This is a genomic window from Vibrio nomapromontoriensis, assembly GCF_050337205.1.
Lineage (GTDB): Bacteria > Pseudomonadota > Gammaproteobacteria > Enterobacterales > Vibrionaceae > Vibrio > Vibrio nomapromontoriensis.
In genome coordinates, this window is sequence record NZ_JAKJSS010000008.1 from 331,169 (window position 1) to 346,609 (window position 15,441).

The 15,441-nt window shown below is 44.8% G+C and carries 10 protein-coding genes; 7 read left to right on the forward strand and 3 right to left on the reverse strand.

What is annotated here, in order from left to right:
• Positions 1–17: 17 nt before the first annotated feature.
• The 3 genes from L4D05_RS09255 to L4D05_RS09265 all read right to left on the reverse strand — a co-directional run bounded on the left by L4D05_RS09255 (position 18) and on the right by L4D05_RS09265 (position 5,564).
• Positions 18–2,351 (reverse strand): multiheme c-type cytochrome, encoded by a 2,334-nt coding sequence (locus tag L4D05_RS09255; protein WP_428751375.1) that lies wholly within the window; start codon positions 2,349–2,351, stop codon positions 18–20.
• A 205-nt stretch (positions 2,352–2,556) separates the two neighbouring features.
• A complete protein-coding gene (locus L4D05_RS09260) occupies positions 2,557–4,101 on the reverse strand; it encodes an arylsulfatase (RefSeq protein ID WP_428751376.1) in 1,545 nt (514 codons plus the stop codon).
• 137 nt (positions 4,102–4,238) lie between these two features.
• On the reverse strand, positions 4,239–5,564 hold the full coding sequence (locus tag L4D05_RS09265) for a PTS sugar transporter subunit IIC (RefSeq protein WP_428793740.1): 1,326 nt from the start codon (positions 5,562–5,564) through the stop codon (positions 4,239–4,241).
• A 363-nt stretch (positions 5,565–5,927) separates the two neighbouring features.
• On the opposite strand from L4D05_RS09265, the gene L4D05_RS09270 reads away from it, so the two are divergent.
• The 7 genes from L4D05_RS09270 (at position 5,928) to L4D05_RS09300 (ending at position 15,395) form a co-directional block, all read left to right on the forward strand.
• A complete protein-coding gene (locus tag L4D05_RS09270; RefSeq protein ID WP_428751378.1) occupies positions 5,928–6,233 on the forward strand; it encodes a PTS sugar transporter subunit IIB in 306 nt (101 codons plus the stop codon).
• Between the two features lie 89 nt (positions 6,234–6,322).
• A complete protein-coding gene (locus L4D05_RS09275) occupies positions 6,323–7,651 on the forward strand; it encodes a PTS sugar transporter subunit IIC (protein ID WP_428793741.1) in 1,329 nt (442 codons plus the stop codon).
• A gap of 69 nt (positions 7,652–7,720) precedes the next feature.
• Positions 7,721–9,100: a glycoside hydrolase family 1 protein gene (locus tag L4D05_RS09280; protein ID WP_428793742.1), complete on the forward strand. Its 1,380-nt coding sequence runs from the start codon at positions 7,721–7,723 to the stop codon at positions 9,098–9,100.
• A 92-nt stretch (positions 9,101–9,192) separates the two neighbouring features.
• The gene (gene chbA, locus L4D05_RS09285; RefSeq protein ID WP_428793743.1) at positions 9,193–9,513 is read left to right on the forward strand and encodes a PTS N,N'-diacetylchitobiose transporter subunit IIA; all 321 of its coding nucleotides are present in this window, start codon (positions 9,193–9,195) and stop codon (positions 9,511–9,513) included.
• Positions 9,514–9,790: 277 nt separating this feature from the next.
• Entirely contained in the window at positions 9,791–10,750 is a 960-nt protein-coding gene (locus L4D05_RS09290) for a LacI family DNA-binding transcriptional regulator (protein ID WP_428793744.1), read from the forward strand.
• A gap of 346 nt (positions 10,751–11,096) precedes the next feature.
• Positions 11,097–12,257, forward strand: coding sequence for an efflux RND transporter periplasmic adaptor subunit (locus L4D05_RS09295; protein ID WP_428751383.1), 1,161 nt, complete (start codon positions 11,097–11,099; stop codon positions 12,255–12,257).
• A 12-nt stretch (positions 12,258–12,269) separates the two neighbouring features.
• Complete coding sequence (locus tag L4D05_RS09300) at positions 12,270–15,395, forward strand: efflux RND transporter permease subunit (RefSeq protein ID WP_428751384.1); 3,126 nt, start codon at positions 12,270–12,272, stop codon at positions 15,393–15,395.
• The last annotated feature ends 46 nt before the right edge of the window (positions 15,396–15,441 follow it).

A 15,441-nucleotide genomic window follows, 5' to 3' on the forward strand; every position in this document is an offset into this window, starting at 1 on the left:
CCTCTTGTGGAAGCTCCTCACTTACTCTGCGACTTCGCTTTCAATTGCTCAACAACAGCAGAAGGAACAACGGCACTGAGTTCATTGAAGCATTGCTCGATCGCTTCGGCTAGTGCACCTTGTTGGTTGTTCCTCGCTAATACCTCGCACTGCGCATACAGATGTTGAGGGTTGCCACTTAATCGATACGCTTTATTAAGTGCCTGCCCCGAAGCCAGTACATCTACAGATTCGAGAGACAACCCATAGACATACCAATATTGCGAATTGCTACTGGCTTGCTTGGCGGCTTTGTGTAAATACTGTCTTGCTTCGACATAGTCTTTTTGTCTCAACAGAGCTAGCCCTGCACTATATGGCAAAACACTTGATTGAGGTTGCGCTGCTATCCCCTGCTTTAACGTTATTAACGCGGTTCTTTCATCGCCTTGCGCTCTATACAAGTCTGCCAAATTAACATAACTATTTTCAAAATATGGCTCTATTTCCATGGCTGCTAAATAGTAGTTAATGGCTTTATCTATCTCTCCAATATCTCGATATACGTTGCCTAGATTCGTGCGGCCAAACCCTCTGTCAGCATTGAACTCTTGGATTGCAATGTAATCATTCAGTGGTTGTCTCAATGCCTGTTTTTGCATTGGATTAAGCTCTCGCCAATAGCGCACTAACGCACTCGCCGCCTCTGCGCGTACAGATAACACGGGATCAACTAACAAAGGACTTAAAATTTGCCATCGGTCTACGCCACTGTACCCAGATGAGCCCGCAATCGCGCCAAGGCGAATCATCTCATTGTCATGTTTGACGGCGCGACCCAGTGCGATAAGTGTGTTCTTACCGCTGTTGCCGCTCATTCGCTCCAAAGACGAGGCTCGAATAATGTCACTTAACGTCCCATCTTGGGCAACGTATGCCAATGCATCTGGTGCGGCTTGATGCCCTATCGTATCGGCATAAAAAGCAACAGAAAAATGCTGCTGATTCCGATAGCGCGAATTAGGGAACCATTCCCCGATCTTCTCATCAGCCCATTGATCCGTTTTATCATCATGGCATTGTGTGCACACGTTTGGTGTCTTGGTATGCTGACTTAAATCAGCTCTTGGGACATGCCAGGAATGATCTCGACGCGGGTCAACCTGCATGTATGTGGTTTCCGGCATATGGCAGGTGGTGCACTTGGATGCTTCACTGTTTGCCACATGAAAGGTGTGTTTTTCTGGAGTGTATTCAACCGCACTGTGACACTGGCTGCACACCGCTTCTTCCGGAATCGTTAATTTGGCACTATGTGGATCGTGGCAATTGGTACAAGTGACGCCTTTTTTCGCCATCGCAGACTGCAAAAATGAACCATAGACGTAATCTTCATCGTATATCTGCCCATCTGAGTGATAGAGCTCAGCAGAGATTAAGCTGAGACGATAGCGATCAAAAAACGACCCATTGACATGGTCACCGCTTTCATTCAATTGTGTACGACGACTGTGGCATTGCGCGCACGTTTGAAGCTGATTTGTCGCCACCATCTCTTTTGGCTGTAACGTTTTGCTGCCTTGCTGGTAGACCCATTCTTTTACCGGTTTGGACAGATCACGATCAAACCCAAAATGCTTCGGAATTAACGTTTCTGGTGTTTTTCTTGCGGTGTTCGCCAACGTTATATGTTTACTCGCCGCTCCATGGCAGGCTTCGCATCCTACATTAATCTCCGACCAACTCGTATTATAGGTATTTGTCGCAGGTTCATAGTTCTTTTGTAGATTGGTGGAATGGCAATCGGCACACATAAAGTTCCAATTCTGTCCGGCGTTCATCCAGTAGAATTCGTCTGTGGGTGTCATATCTGGATATAAGTGGAACCAGCGTTGTCCCCCTTCTGTTTTCGCTCTCGAATCCCAAGCAAAGGGGATAAGCTGTACACGACCATCGTCAAACCGCACCATATATTGCTGTAACGGCTCAAAGGCAAAGGTATAGTGAATTTGATAGTCATGGAACTGGCCATCAGGACCCTCAATGTTGACCCAAAACTCATCGCCTTTACGAAAAAAACGGTTGCTCTTTCCTTGATGCTGAATCGTCTGATCGTCAAAGTCTCCAAGCACACTCTCGTTATCAGCATGCTTCATTGCCATATCATGATGAGAGCCCTGCCATGCTTGCGTCGCTTGTTGGTGGCAATCAGCACACGCCTCACTCCCTACAAACTCCGCTTGAAGCGCCAATGGGACACCCTGCTGTGCCAGAACATTGGGCGACATCAATAGCGACATCAATAGCAACATAAGCCCAAGCGTTCTGACTATAAAAAGGCCCACCAAAACTTTACAACCGCACTTCTTCATAACCTTCCTTGTTATCTATCGCGACGCTTCACAGAAGGAACAAACGTAAGTTTCTTTCACTCCTACGCTGAAAGATAGGACACTTTTTCTTTACTAGACAAGTAATTAAACAACTTTTAATTAAACAACTTTTGATTGAAATGAATGACTGAATCAAAAAAAGAGCTCTATTGAGCTCTTTCTATTCTTAACCCCCATCTACCCGTTATTTATTGGGCGATTCTTGTAGCTTGTCCATTACCTGATCCAAGCTAAAGCTTGCCGCCTTTTGGCGAGGAGGAAACTCTTTGAAGGTTTGTAAAAACTCACCTACATACGCCTGAGCTGGGACGAACATATATGCATGGTCAAGCAACCAGTCATAATAAGTGTTTGAGGTAATATCTGCCGTCTCATATGGGTCCATACGTAAGTTAAACAACTTGGGTAAACGCAGTGTCACAAACGGTTCTGCCCATATTTTCATGGTACCTGTAGCTCGCTGCTCCATGAACACCGCTTTCCAATGGTTATAACGCAGCGCCGCGAGATCGCCATCATCAGTGAAATAGAAGATTTCAGAACGGCGGCCTTTCTCCTCTTCTCCGGTTAAATAAGGTAAAAAGTTATAACCATCCAAGTGGACTTTAAAGGTTTTATTGCCCGCTTGGTGACCCTTCAGCAATTTCTCTTTGATTTGGTCATCACCTGCCGCGGCAAGGAATGTCGGCATCCAATCCATATGATGCATGATTTCATTGGAGACCGTACCCGCTTCAATTTTACCCGGCCAACGAACCATCGCTGGCACCCGATACGCCCCTTCCCAGTTGGTATTCTTTTCACCACGGAACGGAGTCGCACCAGCATCCGGCCAAGAATTCATATGGGGGCCATTATCGGTTGAATAGAAAACAATGGTGTTATCTTTAATCCCAAGGTCATCTACTTGCTTAAGTAGTTCGCCTACTTGGCTATCGTGTTCAACCATCGCATCCGCATAATAGCTGATACCAGTTTTACCTAAATTGTCTTCTTTAACGTGAGTTCTAAAATGCATTCGCGTCGCATTCCACCAGACAAAGAACGGTTTATCCGCTTTCACGGCACGCGCCATAAAGTCCAAAGCTACCTCTAGCGTTTCTTCGTCAACGGTTTCCATACGTTTGCGGGTTAAAGGACCGGTATCTTCAATCTTGCCATCAGCGGATGATTTAATAACCCCACGAGGTCCAAATTTTTTACGAAATTCAGGATCTTTCGGGTAATCAATGTTCTCTGGCTCTTCCTCAGCGTTTAAATGATAAAGATTGCCAAAAAACTCATCAAAGCCATGCGCTGTAGGCAAAAACTCATCTTTGTCACCCAAGTGGTTTTTACCAAATTGCCCCGTCATGTATCCCATCGGTTTTAGTAGTTCTGCGATGGTGGCATCTTCTGCCTGAAGGCCGATGTCCGCCCCAGGAAGCCCTACTTTACTTAACCCCGTCCTTAATACGCTTTGCCCTGTGATAAACGTTGAACGACCCGCGGTACATGACTGCTCGGCGTAGTAATCGGTAAACATCATCCCTTCTTTGGCTATGCTATCAATATTGGGCGTTTTGTAACCCATCAAACCAAACGTGTAGGCGCTAACATTCGATTGCCCAATATCATCGCCCCATATCACTAGAATATTTGGTTTGTCAGCAGCTATCGCACTCGTCGCTCCCATTAAAGCAACAGTAACAATCGCCAAGTGACGCTTAATGCCATACTTCTCTATCATAGAAACCCCTATCCGTTATTATGCATCCTGCATACAACGTATAGTTCATTTCTTATACAACCGCGAATTGTCTACCTTATTAGTAAAAATATCATCTCTCAGCGAAAGCGACGGCTAAAATCACGTCCCTACGCTCATTACGTTACGCTATCTTGATAGCGACGTAACTGTTCTGCTCGCTCTGCCTCTTGCTCCATCAATATATTTTCATGGGCTCTAAAAAACGGCAGGTATAAAAAGTAAGCATTAATCATGGCAAAGCCCACCATACAAGCATTAATAATACTGCCATTTGCCGCCCATGCCGCGCCGATCGGCGCGGGAACCGACCAAGGAAACATGATAACGATGCGATCCAAGATTCCGGCTGAAGTTAAAAACCAAGCAATCGTGGCATTAATCATAGGCACCATAATAAAGGGGATTAAAAACAGCGGGTTAAGAATAATAGGGAAGCCAAATAAGATAGGTTCATTGATATTAAATATCGACGGAATTAGCCCCACTTTTCCGACAGACTTTAACTGATTCGAACGACTTTTTATCGCTAAGTAAACCAAAGGAAGTGTTGAGCCTACCCCTCCAATTAAAACAAAGAAGTCCCAAAATGCTGGAAGGTAAATATGTGGAATAACGTCGGCTCCAGACTGAATGGCTTGCTGGTTTTCAAGTAAATTAGACATCCAGAAAGGATTCATAATACCAGTAACAATAAGCGCGCCATGAATGCCAACAAACCATAATAGCTGACAGACTAATATTGAGATCAATACGGCGGCGAGACTATCTGAAGCTAAAACAAGTGGTCGAAATACCGCTTCGATAAGTTGCGGGAAATGAACCCCAAATTGGCGTTCAATCCAAACATTGAATATCGATAAAGTGATAACAACAACAAAGATGGGCACCATCAATTTGAAGCTCTGTACCGTTAAAATAGGTACGTCTTCTGGCATTTTAATATACCAACCTCGAAGAATAAAAAAGCGAACGATTTCAACGGAATATATGCCTGCAATCAAAGCAGAAAAAATTCCGGCCCCTCCAAGGTAGCGAATATCGGCGGCCTCTAAATCATAAAAGCCAACCAGCATTAAAAATGCAACACACCCGGTTAAACCACTAAGGCGTTCCGGTAACTGATAGTGTTTTGCCAGGCTCGCAGAGACGCCAAAAGAGACGATTAATCCAACCACACCAAGAGTCAGTTGATACGTTGGCAATAATATTGGCCTGAGTATGTTAGCAATATCCAGCCACCACACAGAAATTGCCGACTCCGCATTCGCGAATGGAGGAAAGATGATTGGCACAAAAAAGCACCCAACAAAAATAAACGGCATCGCAAGCTGAAACCCATCTCGTAGCGCCATCAAGTGTTGGCTACGCGTAAGTAGCTTAGCGATAGGGTTCATTATCTCCTCCACTTGAGAAGCAAAGACCCTCATGATTGAATAGTTCATTGTTAAGTTCCATCCCTTGGAGTGACAGCAGAATACCGCAACATTCACGCCTCATGGAAACCGTTAGTCCAATTTTGATGCATTGGACACATAAATATGTAAACCATCATTAAATCATGGCTGAACTGACGCACGCCTACAATCTCAGAGCTTTCCTCTACACGATCTTACTTTAACGCCATTTACCGCAATATTTATCGGACATTACGCGCTATTTCGTTAACTTCATCACGAAATAGTAAGCCTCTTTTCCGTTTCTAGTGATCGTTTTCACACGCACTTGGAAATAATTTGGAAACCGGTTTCCAAATCATTTCCAAAGGAGCATAGTAAAAAGGAACTCAAGACTTAGGAATAACAAAAATGAAAAAAATTATGCTTTGCTGCTCTGCTGGTATGTCTACATCAATGCTAGTAAAAAAAATGGAAGCCTCTGCACAAGAGCGCGGTATTGAAGCGGATATTAAGGCATTTGGTGCCAGTGAATTTAGTGCCAATGTAGGGCAATACCAAGTCGTACTGCTAGGACCACAAGTGAAATATATGCAAGGTGATTTACAAAAAGTGGCCGATGAATTTGGTATCAAGGTAGAGCCTATCAACATGATGGACTACGGCATGCAGAAAGGCGACAAAGTTCTTGATTTCGCTTTGGAATTAATCGACTAGCCGATACCAATGCGCCCGATGAAACACCGGAAGTGCGGGCGCAACACATCCTCTTATCCCTTTAACGTTCAAACAGAAGAGACAAAATAATGAGCGCTATATACGATAGAATGGTCAATATAATAGAGCAAAAGGTCACGCCTGTTGCGGGTAAAATTGGTCAGCAAAAATACGTAACCTCTATTCGCGACGGCTTTATCGCCGCCCTACCCTTCATGATTGTTGGTTCATTCATGCTGGTATTTATCTTTCCTCCTTTTTCGCCGGATACGACCTTTGGATTCGCACAGGCCTGGCTAAGCTTTTCAGATACTTATCGCGAACATCTGATTCTTCCGTTTAACCTGAGTATGGGAATAATGACCGTATTCATATCCGTCGGAATAGGCTCGAGTCTGGCAAGACACCACAACCTGGATCCTGTTACCACCGGATTATTAGCATTAATGGCGTTCTTGCTGGTGGCCGCCCCCGTCCAAGACGGCACGATTTCTATGCAGTACTTCTCTGGCCAAGGCATATTCACATCAATCATCACCGCCATCTATGCTACTGAATTCTATGCCTTTTTGAAGCGAAACAATATTACAATCAAGCTTCCTCCTGAGGTACCAACAGGTGTGGCGCGCTCATTTGAAATATTGATCCCTGTGCTTGCTATCATCTTAACGCTGCATCCATTGAACCTCTTTATTGAAGCTCAAACAGGCATGATTATCCCAGAAGCGATCATGTCTCTTATTCAACCGCTTGTTGCGGCATCAGATTCATTACCCGCACTTTTATTAGCGGTGTTGGTTTGCCAAATTCTTTGGTTTGCAGGCATCCACGGCGCACTAATTGTCACTGGCATCATGAATCCATTTTGGATGGCCAATTTATCAGTAAACCAAGCTGCAATGGCCGCTGGCGAAGCGATTCCACATATTTTTGTGCAAGGTTTTTGGGATCACTACCTCCTAATTGGTGGCGTAGGTTCAACCTTACCACTTGCGTTCTTATTAATGCGTAGCAAAGCGGTCCACCTAAGAACAATAGGTAAACTGGGCAGTGTGCCTTCAATGTTTAACATCAATGAGCCTATCTTATTCGGTGCGCCAATCATCATGAACCCCGTGTTCTTTCTACCGTTCATTTTGGTGCCAATGATTAACGCTACGCTTGCATGGTTTGCTTTAGACTTTGGCCTCGTAGAGCGTGTTGTATCCCTAACACCGTGGACAACACCAGGACCAATCGGTGCATCTTGGGCGGCAAACTGGGCCTTCAGTCCTGTCATCTTGTGCTTCATGTGTATGGCTATGTCCGCAATCATGTATCTACCTTTCTTAAAAGCGTATGAAAAAACATTGCTTGACCAAGAAGCAAGAGACCAAGAGAAACAGCCCGAATCAGACGCTCAACCTGTTGCAGCATAACCTGATTGACTTGAATTAATACGACTCAAATAAGGGCAAATCACTTGCCCTTCTCAAAGGACACGCATCATGAACTATTCATTTCCAAGAAACTTTCGCTGGGGCAGCGCAGCGTCTTCTACTCAAACCGAAGGCGCATCATTTGAAGGTGGCAAAGGGGAAAGCATTTGGGATCACTGGTACAAAGAGCAACCAAATCGATTCCACAACGACGTTTCATCGACGGATGCGTCAACGTTTTATAACAACTACAAAGCTGATATTCAGTTGATGAAGGATATTGGCCACAATAGCTTTAGAACCTCTATTTCTTGGTCACGCCTGATCCCTGATGGAGCAGGTGAGGTTAACCAAGAGGCCGTCGACTTTTATAACAATGTCATCAACGAACTCATTTCCAAAAACATCGAACCTTTCATTTGTCTTTATCACTTTGATATGCCACTTGCGATGCAAAACATCGGTGGATTTGAAAACCGTGAAGTGTTGGATGCCTATGCTCACTTTGCCGAAGTCTGCTTTAAGCTATTCGGCGACAGAGTGAAAAGTTGGTTTACCTTTAACGAACCGATTGTACCCGTTGAAGGCGGATACCTATACGACTTCCACTACCCTAATGTTGTTGATTTTAAACGCGCTGCAACCGTTGCTTATCACACCGTTCTTGCACACGCTAAAGCCGTTGATAAATACCGAACGATGAACTGTGATGGTCAAATAGGTATCATTTTAAACCTAACGCCTTCTTACCCACGCTCGCAAAACCCCGCCGATCTGAAAGCATCAAACGTTTGTGATCTGCTGTTCAATCGTAGTTTCTTAGACCCTTGTGTAAAAGGTGAATACCCTCAAGAGTTAATTGAGTTATTAGCGCAACACGAGCAAATGCCAATCGTTGAACCGGGTGATTGTGAGCTAATTGCAAAAGGTAAGATTGATGTACTTGGCGTGAACTATTACCAGCCACGACGTGTGAAAGCGCGCGACAATGCTGTTCACCCTGACGCCCCATTTATGCCAGAGCACTTCTTTGATTACTACGAAATGCCAGGGCGCAAAATGAACCCTCATCGTGGCTGGGAAATTTACGAAAAAGGCGTCTATGACATCCTTACTAACTTACGTGAAAACTACGGTAACTTGCCTTGCTACATATCAGAAAACGGCATGGGCGTTGAGGGCGAAGAGAAATTCCTAGTCGATGGTCAAATCCAAGACGACTACCGCATTAACTTTATCCGAGGTCACCTAGAGTGGTTACATCAAGGTATTGAAGAAGGTTCGGCATGTTTCGGTTACCACCTTTGGACCTTCATCGACAACTGGTCTTGGGCGAACGCCTATAAAAACCGCTACGGTTTCTACCAACTTGATCTTAAAACTCAAAAGCGCTCAGTGAAAAAGAGCGGTGAATGGTATGCGCAAGTCTCACAAAACAATGGCTTTTAATCAGCGCTAAATTTCACTTCTTTACCGATAAACTCTAGTGCGGTGGCACCGTCTTCCGCACTATCAAGAACAAAACAATTAAGGTTTGCAACATGGACAATATGGATCTAGAAGAACAAGTTATGGGCATCATCATCAACGCAGGGCAATCGCGTAGCTTGTGTTACGAAGCCCTACGACACGCCAAAAAAGGCGAGTTTACTGAAGCCGATGGCCTGTTAAAAGAAGCACAAGAATTCGCCAACCAAGCGCACCTTGTGCAAACAAAATTAATTGAAGCAGATGAGGGGACAGGCAAAACCAAAATGACATTAATTATGGTTCATGCCCAAGATCACTTAATGACCTCGATGCTAGCAAAAGAGCTTGTCACTGAAATGATTGATTTGCATAAAAAAATCGAAGCTAAATAGCAGGTAGCGCCCACCCCCTTTATTGCCATAAACCTATTTATGCTCAACGATACCGCTCAGCAGCATGACGGTGTCTTTCCACTTGTTATGGCGCGTTGCAAGTTTTACCCAAAATCGATCAAGGTAACCTTGCTCAACCCATAACAAGTGGCCTTTTCGAATCAAACAATTACCGATTTCAACACTTGAGATACTCCTCGGTAAAAGAGTACAATAACGAAACTGTTGGGAACCGATTGCCCAAACTATGAAATTTGATAGAAAAAAGGGTAATTTAATGGCGACAATCACCGATGTTTCTCTACTAGCCAACGTTTCCAAAGCGACCGTATCGCGGGTAATGAGTGGTAGTCGTGGTGTAAAAGCCGAAAGTAGAGAAGCGGTATTGCGCGCTGCAGAAGAACTTAACTATCGTCCCAATGCTGCAGCACAGACACTCGCGAATCAGCGTTCTGACTATATCGGAGTAATACTTTCCTCTAATGATGCAGGACAAGTGTCAACTTACCTCCCTATTCTAGCCAAAGCACTAAAAGCAAAAGGTAAACACATGCTGGTTCAATTTTCAGAATCGGCAGAAGAACAGTTACGCTGTATTGATGAGCTAAACCAACGTCATTGCGATGCAATCATTACTCTCGGCGGTGATCTTTCTACTCTTCAAGACAAAAACATCATCGCGATCGATGGTGCTGTATCTAACGCCCAAGCCGCAATTGGCTATGATTACCGCTTCGCGGCAGAAAGCGCTTGTCGCTATTTGTCCAGTAAAGGTCACACTAGTATTGCAATCATTGTGGATGACGAAGGAAGTGCATCACAGCAAGTCCTCGACGGTTATAAAACCTCATTACAAAACTCATCAATGCCTATCAATCGCCAACTAATTGTCAGTGCAAATGGTAATAGTGAACAAGCCATAATGTCACTACTTAACAGCTACCACCCCTTTACCGCTATCGTTGTGATGCGTGACAGCCAAGCGGCCGTGGCTATGAATTTATTGCGTAACTTTAATCTTGCGACACCGAATGAAGTCTCCATCATTTCTTTAGAGGACTCTCAATTAGCAAGCCAACTTAATCCTCCGCTGACGTGTATTAGTTACCCTTCCCAACAAATTGTCGATGACGCGATGGATCAACTGGATGCATGCTTAAATGATCGTGTTATCGCCACAAAACCGCTGACAACAGGAAGACTCATCACCCGTGATTCCGTTGCAAATCGTAGCTAATCCCCTATCTCGTTAGTCCTCGATATCGCGAATAACCTCGTCACCCTAGTTTGAATGGCACGCAAGTCGCCCCGTTATATCAACGACACCCTTACCCTTCCGGGGGTAATCCTAATGATGCTCAAGTCAACCAATCAAGCTAAACTCATGATTGCTCTCCTCTTTACCTAACCCCAACACAACTAAAAATATTAACTATCCAACCATCCGCATCACGTTGCACTCCTTTATTACGTAACTTATTAACAAATATGGGTTATTACGCGCAAAATGAGCCTGCCTTTTTCTCATCGTGATATAGACTTAATTGATAACTATCTAACTAATTACAAACAAAGGATTGTTTATGTCTTACATTCCAAGCGCCAAGCGTTTCGTTACTCGAGTCTCTGCCCTTTTTATACCTATTGTTATTCTTGTTGGTTGTGACACAGCCCCTCCCGCTCCAGAGGCGGTTAAACCGAGCGTAAAAGTACTCGAAGTCATCGTTAAAGAAATTACGCCAACCGAAGAGTTTGTTGGGCGTACAGAAGCCACGCAAGATATCCAAATTAAGGCAAAAATTCGTGGTAATTTACTTAAAACCAACTTTGAAGAAGGCAGTAACGTTGAAAAAGACCAACTGTTATTTGAAATTGATCCTGAGCAATACCAAGCGGCATTGAAAGCGGCGAAAGCCTTGGTTGCACAATCTCGTGCCGCTTACGACACGGCGGTTAGGAATTTCAAACGGGGTGAAGGGTTAATACAAGATAAATACATTAGCCAATCCGATTACGACAATCTTTTATCGAAAAAACTACAAACTGCCGCGGCACTGCAAAGCGCTAACGCCGAATTAGACAACGCAAAATTAGAACTTGGCTACACTAAAATCTACGCGCCGTTTAGTGGACGAATTGGTCGTGCCGAAGTCTTTCTTGGTGACTTAATCATCCCCGATCAAACGGAGTTAGTGAATCTTGTACAGATGGAGCCAATTTGGGTCAACTTTCAGCTTCCTGAAAAAGTGCTAATTAACGCGCAACGCGCGCACAAGTCATCTACTTCAAATTATAAAATCGAAGACCTCCCCATTAAATTGCGCTTTCCCGATGGCAGCATGTTTGATGAAGTCGGCATGATTGACTTTATTGATAACCGTGTTGATGCAAGCACGGGCACGTTAGCTGTACGCGCTGAGCTTGCTAACAAAGAACATATCATCGTTCCCGGGCTTTATGTGACCGCGATTATCGAAGCACCTGCCGTTGAAGAAGTCATGCTGGTTCCTCAAAAAGCGGTGCAAGAAGATCAGCAAGGGCGATATATTCTTACCGTCGATAAAGACAGTATCGTTAAGCGCAAAAATGTTGAACTCGGAAAACGCTATGGTATTGATTGGGAGGTAGAAAAAGGTCTAGAAAAAGGTGAACTCATCATTACTGAAGGCTTGCAAAAAGCCAGAATAGGCGCCGAAGTCGAGCACGAAATGGACACCGTGCAACCGTTCTCTGAAGACAAGTAGGAAGGAACCACTATGATCAGTAAGTTCTTCATACATCGCCCCAAGTTTGCGTTTGTAATTTCAATCGTTTTGACTTTATCGGGTTTGCTCTCTATTCCGGTATTACCGGTCGCGGAGTTTCCTAACATTTCTCCTCCGATGGTATCAGTCACCACCTCCTATCCTGGAGCAAGCGCCGAAGTCGTCGCCGATACGGTCGCAAAAGTGATTGAAGCGGAAGTGAATGGCGTGGAAAACATGATTTACATGGAGTCCAAAGGCGCTAACGATGGCAGCTACAACTTGAGTGTAACCTTTGAAGTCGGCAGTAATGTCGATATGGCTCAGGTCAACGTGCAAAACCGAGTGCAGCAAGCCATGCCTCGACTGCCGTCCGAGGTTCAACGAAACGGTGTCAAAGTTGAGAAACAAGACCCGAACATCCTAATGATGCTAAACCTAGTGTCTCCCAACGAATCACTCGACAATCTATTTCTCAATAACTATATGGGCATCAATATTAAGGACAACCTTGCCCGTGTTAATGGCGTTTCAAAAGTCAGTATTATCGGTGGTATGGATTATTCGATGCGTATTTGGCTCAACCCTACTCGTATGGCAAGCCTAAATATTACGGTAGAAGAAGCCATTGCTGCCATTCAAGAGCAAAATATACAAGTTGCTGCGGGACGAATTGGGGCAGCTCCAGTACCAAGGGATCAGCAGTTCCAATACACCCTTTCAACCAAAGGACGCTTGAGTCATCCAGAAGAATTTGAAGAAATCATTATTCGCTCCAATCCAGATGGCAGCGCCGTCTACCTAAAAGACGTATCAAGAATTGAGCTCGGTGCAGCAAGTTACGATGCCGAAGCCATGCTCGATAACAAAGCCTCAGCGCTTTTGTTCATCTACCAAGCCAGTGGCGCTAACGCGTTAGAAGTTGCCAAAGGCGTTCATGAAGAATTGTCACGATTGCGAGAACAGTTTCCAGAAGATATGGATTACAAGGTTCTCTATGACACAACCCAGTTCGTCGAAACCTCTATTGATGAGATGATCGAGACTCTGCTCATCGCAGTATCGTTAGTTATCTTTGTTGTCTATATATTCTTGCAAGATATTCGGCAAACCTTGGTTCCTGCGATTGCGATTCCCGTATCGCTCATTGGTACCTTCGCCTTCCTACTTGCGACGGGTATGAGCATCAACACTGTGTCACTTTTCGCACTGATTCTCGCCATCGGTATTGTGGTAGATGATGCTATTGTTGTGGTCGAAAACACCACTCGCCTCATGCAAGATGAAGGGTTAAATGCTGTCGATGCAACGACAAAATCAATGCAAGAAGTGACTGGACCGGTTGTCGCCACAACACTAGTTTTGCTTGCGGTGTTTGCTCCGACAGCGGTCATGCCGGGCATTACCGGACAAATGTATGCACAATTTTCCATTACTATTTGTATTGCGGTATTAATTTCTTCGGTCAACGCACTGACGCTCAGCCCTGCGCTGTGTGCGTCTTTATTGCGCCCGCCCAAAAATCATGAGTCAGGGTTCCACGCCAAATTTAACAAGGTGTTTGACAAGGCAACCGATAAGTATACGGGCTTCGTATCCGGCATGGTTCGTAAACTGATGTTAGTTGGGGTGGTATACGCTCTGCTAATTGGAGCGACCGGGCTACTTGCCACTTCTTTACCATCAGGTTTTGTACCCACCGAAGACAAAAAAGCGTTTTTCGTTGACGTACAACTACCAAACGGGGCGTCCATAAACCGAACCAAAGAAGTCATGACCAAAATGGTGGATGACCTTAACCAAATAGAAGGTGTAACGAACGTTATTTCTGCAAGTGGTTATTCCATCATTTCAGGTGCTGTCTCTTCGAATGCAGGTTTAATGGTGGTGATCCTCTCTCACTGGGATGAGCGACAAGACCCATCACTGGTTGAGTCACAGATCGTTCAGCGTGCTAATGGCGTCCTTGCTCGTTATAGTGAAGCTCAGGCAGTTGGGTTTTCGCTTCCTGCCCTACCGGGTGTTGGTACGGTGTCGGGTGTTGAGTTCTATATTCAAGATACATTAGGCCGTTCACCTGCAAGCTTAGCAAGCGTCATGCGAGCAACGTCTATTGAAGCGACAACAGAGCCAGAACTCACCGCTGCGTTTAGCACCTATCAAGCGGATGTACCTCAGCTATTTGTTGATGTGGATCGACAAAAAGCCAAAGTTCAAGGCGTCCAACTAAGCAGTATATTTACCACATTGCAAACCATGCTTGGCTCTATGTATGTCAATGACTTTAACCGTTTTGGGAAAGTATTTAGAGTCAACATGCAAGCTGAAACCGAATTTAGAAATTCTGAACTCGATATCGCTCAGTTCTATATTCGCAATAAGGATGGGGATATGGTGCCACTCAATACTCTGGTTACCGTTGAACCCAAACTTGGACCCGAGTATATAAACCAATTTAACCTTTATGGCGCAGTAAAAGTGAATGCCTTCCCAGCCCCAGGGTATAGTTCTGGGCAAGCCATTGAAGCAGTAAAACGTATTGCCGATACGACCTTCCCTAACGGCTATACCTATGAATGGTCTGGGCAAACATACCAAGAACTCAAAGCAGGAAATCTCGCCCCGTTTATCTTTAGTTTGGCACTCATATTCACCTACCTATTCTTAGTGGCGCAATATGAGAGCTGGACAGTACCCGTTTCCGTTATGTTAGCTGTCCCGGTTGCCATATTAGGCGCCTTTGTTTACATCTGGATTATGGGCTCAGATATCAACCTTTACACTCAAATTGGTCTGGTACTGCTGATTGGACTTGCTTGTAAAAACGCAATTTTGATTGTGGAGTTCGCCAAGCAATTGAGAGAAGGAGGTATGAGTATCAAGGATGCTGCGGTGAAAGCCGCTCGATTGCGCTTTAGAGCGGTACTCATGACGGCGTTCTCGTTCATTCTTGGGGTGATCCCACTTGTTATTGCGACAGGTGCTGGCGCTGCAAGCCGCGTTTCCTTGGGCTACGCAGTAATGGGTGGCATGATTGCCGCCACTATCGTCGGTACGTGTTTGGTGCCAGTCTTTTACGTGATGCTTCAGTCTATGCGCGAAAAAGTAAAAGGAACCAAACCAGACGCGCAGGCGTAATCGACTAATCGTTGCTATGTGCCATCATCGATACACAAACGCCCCA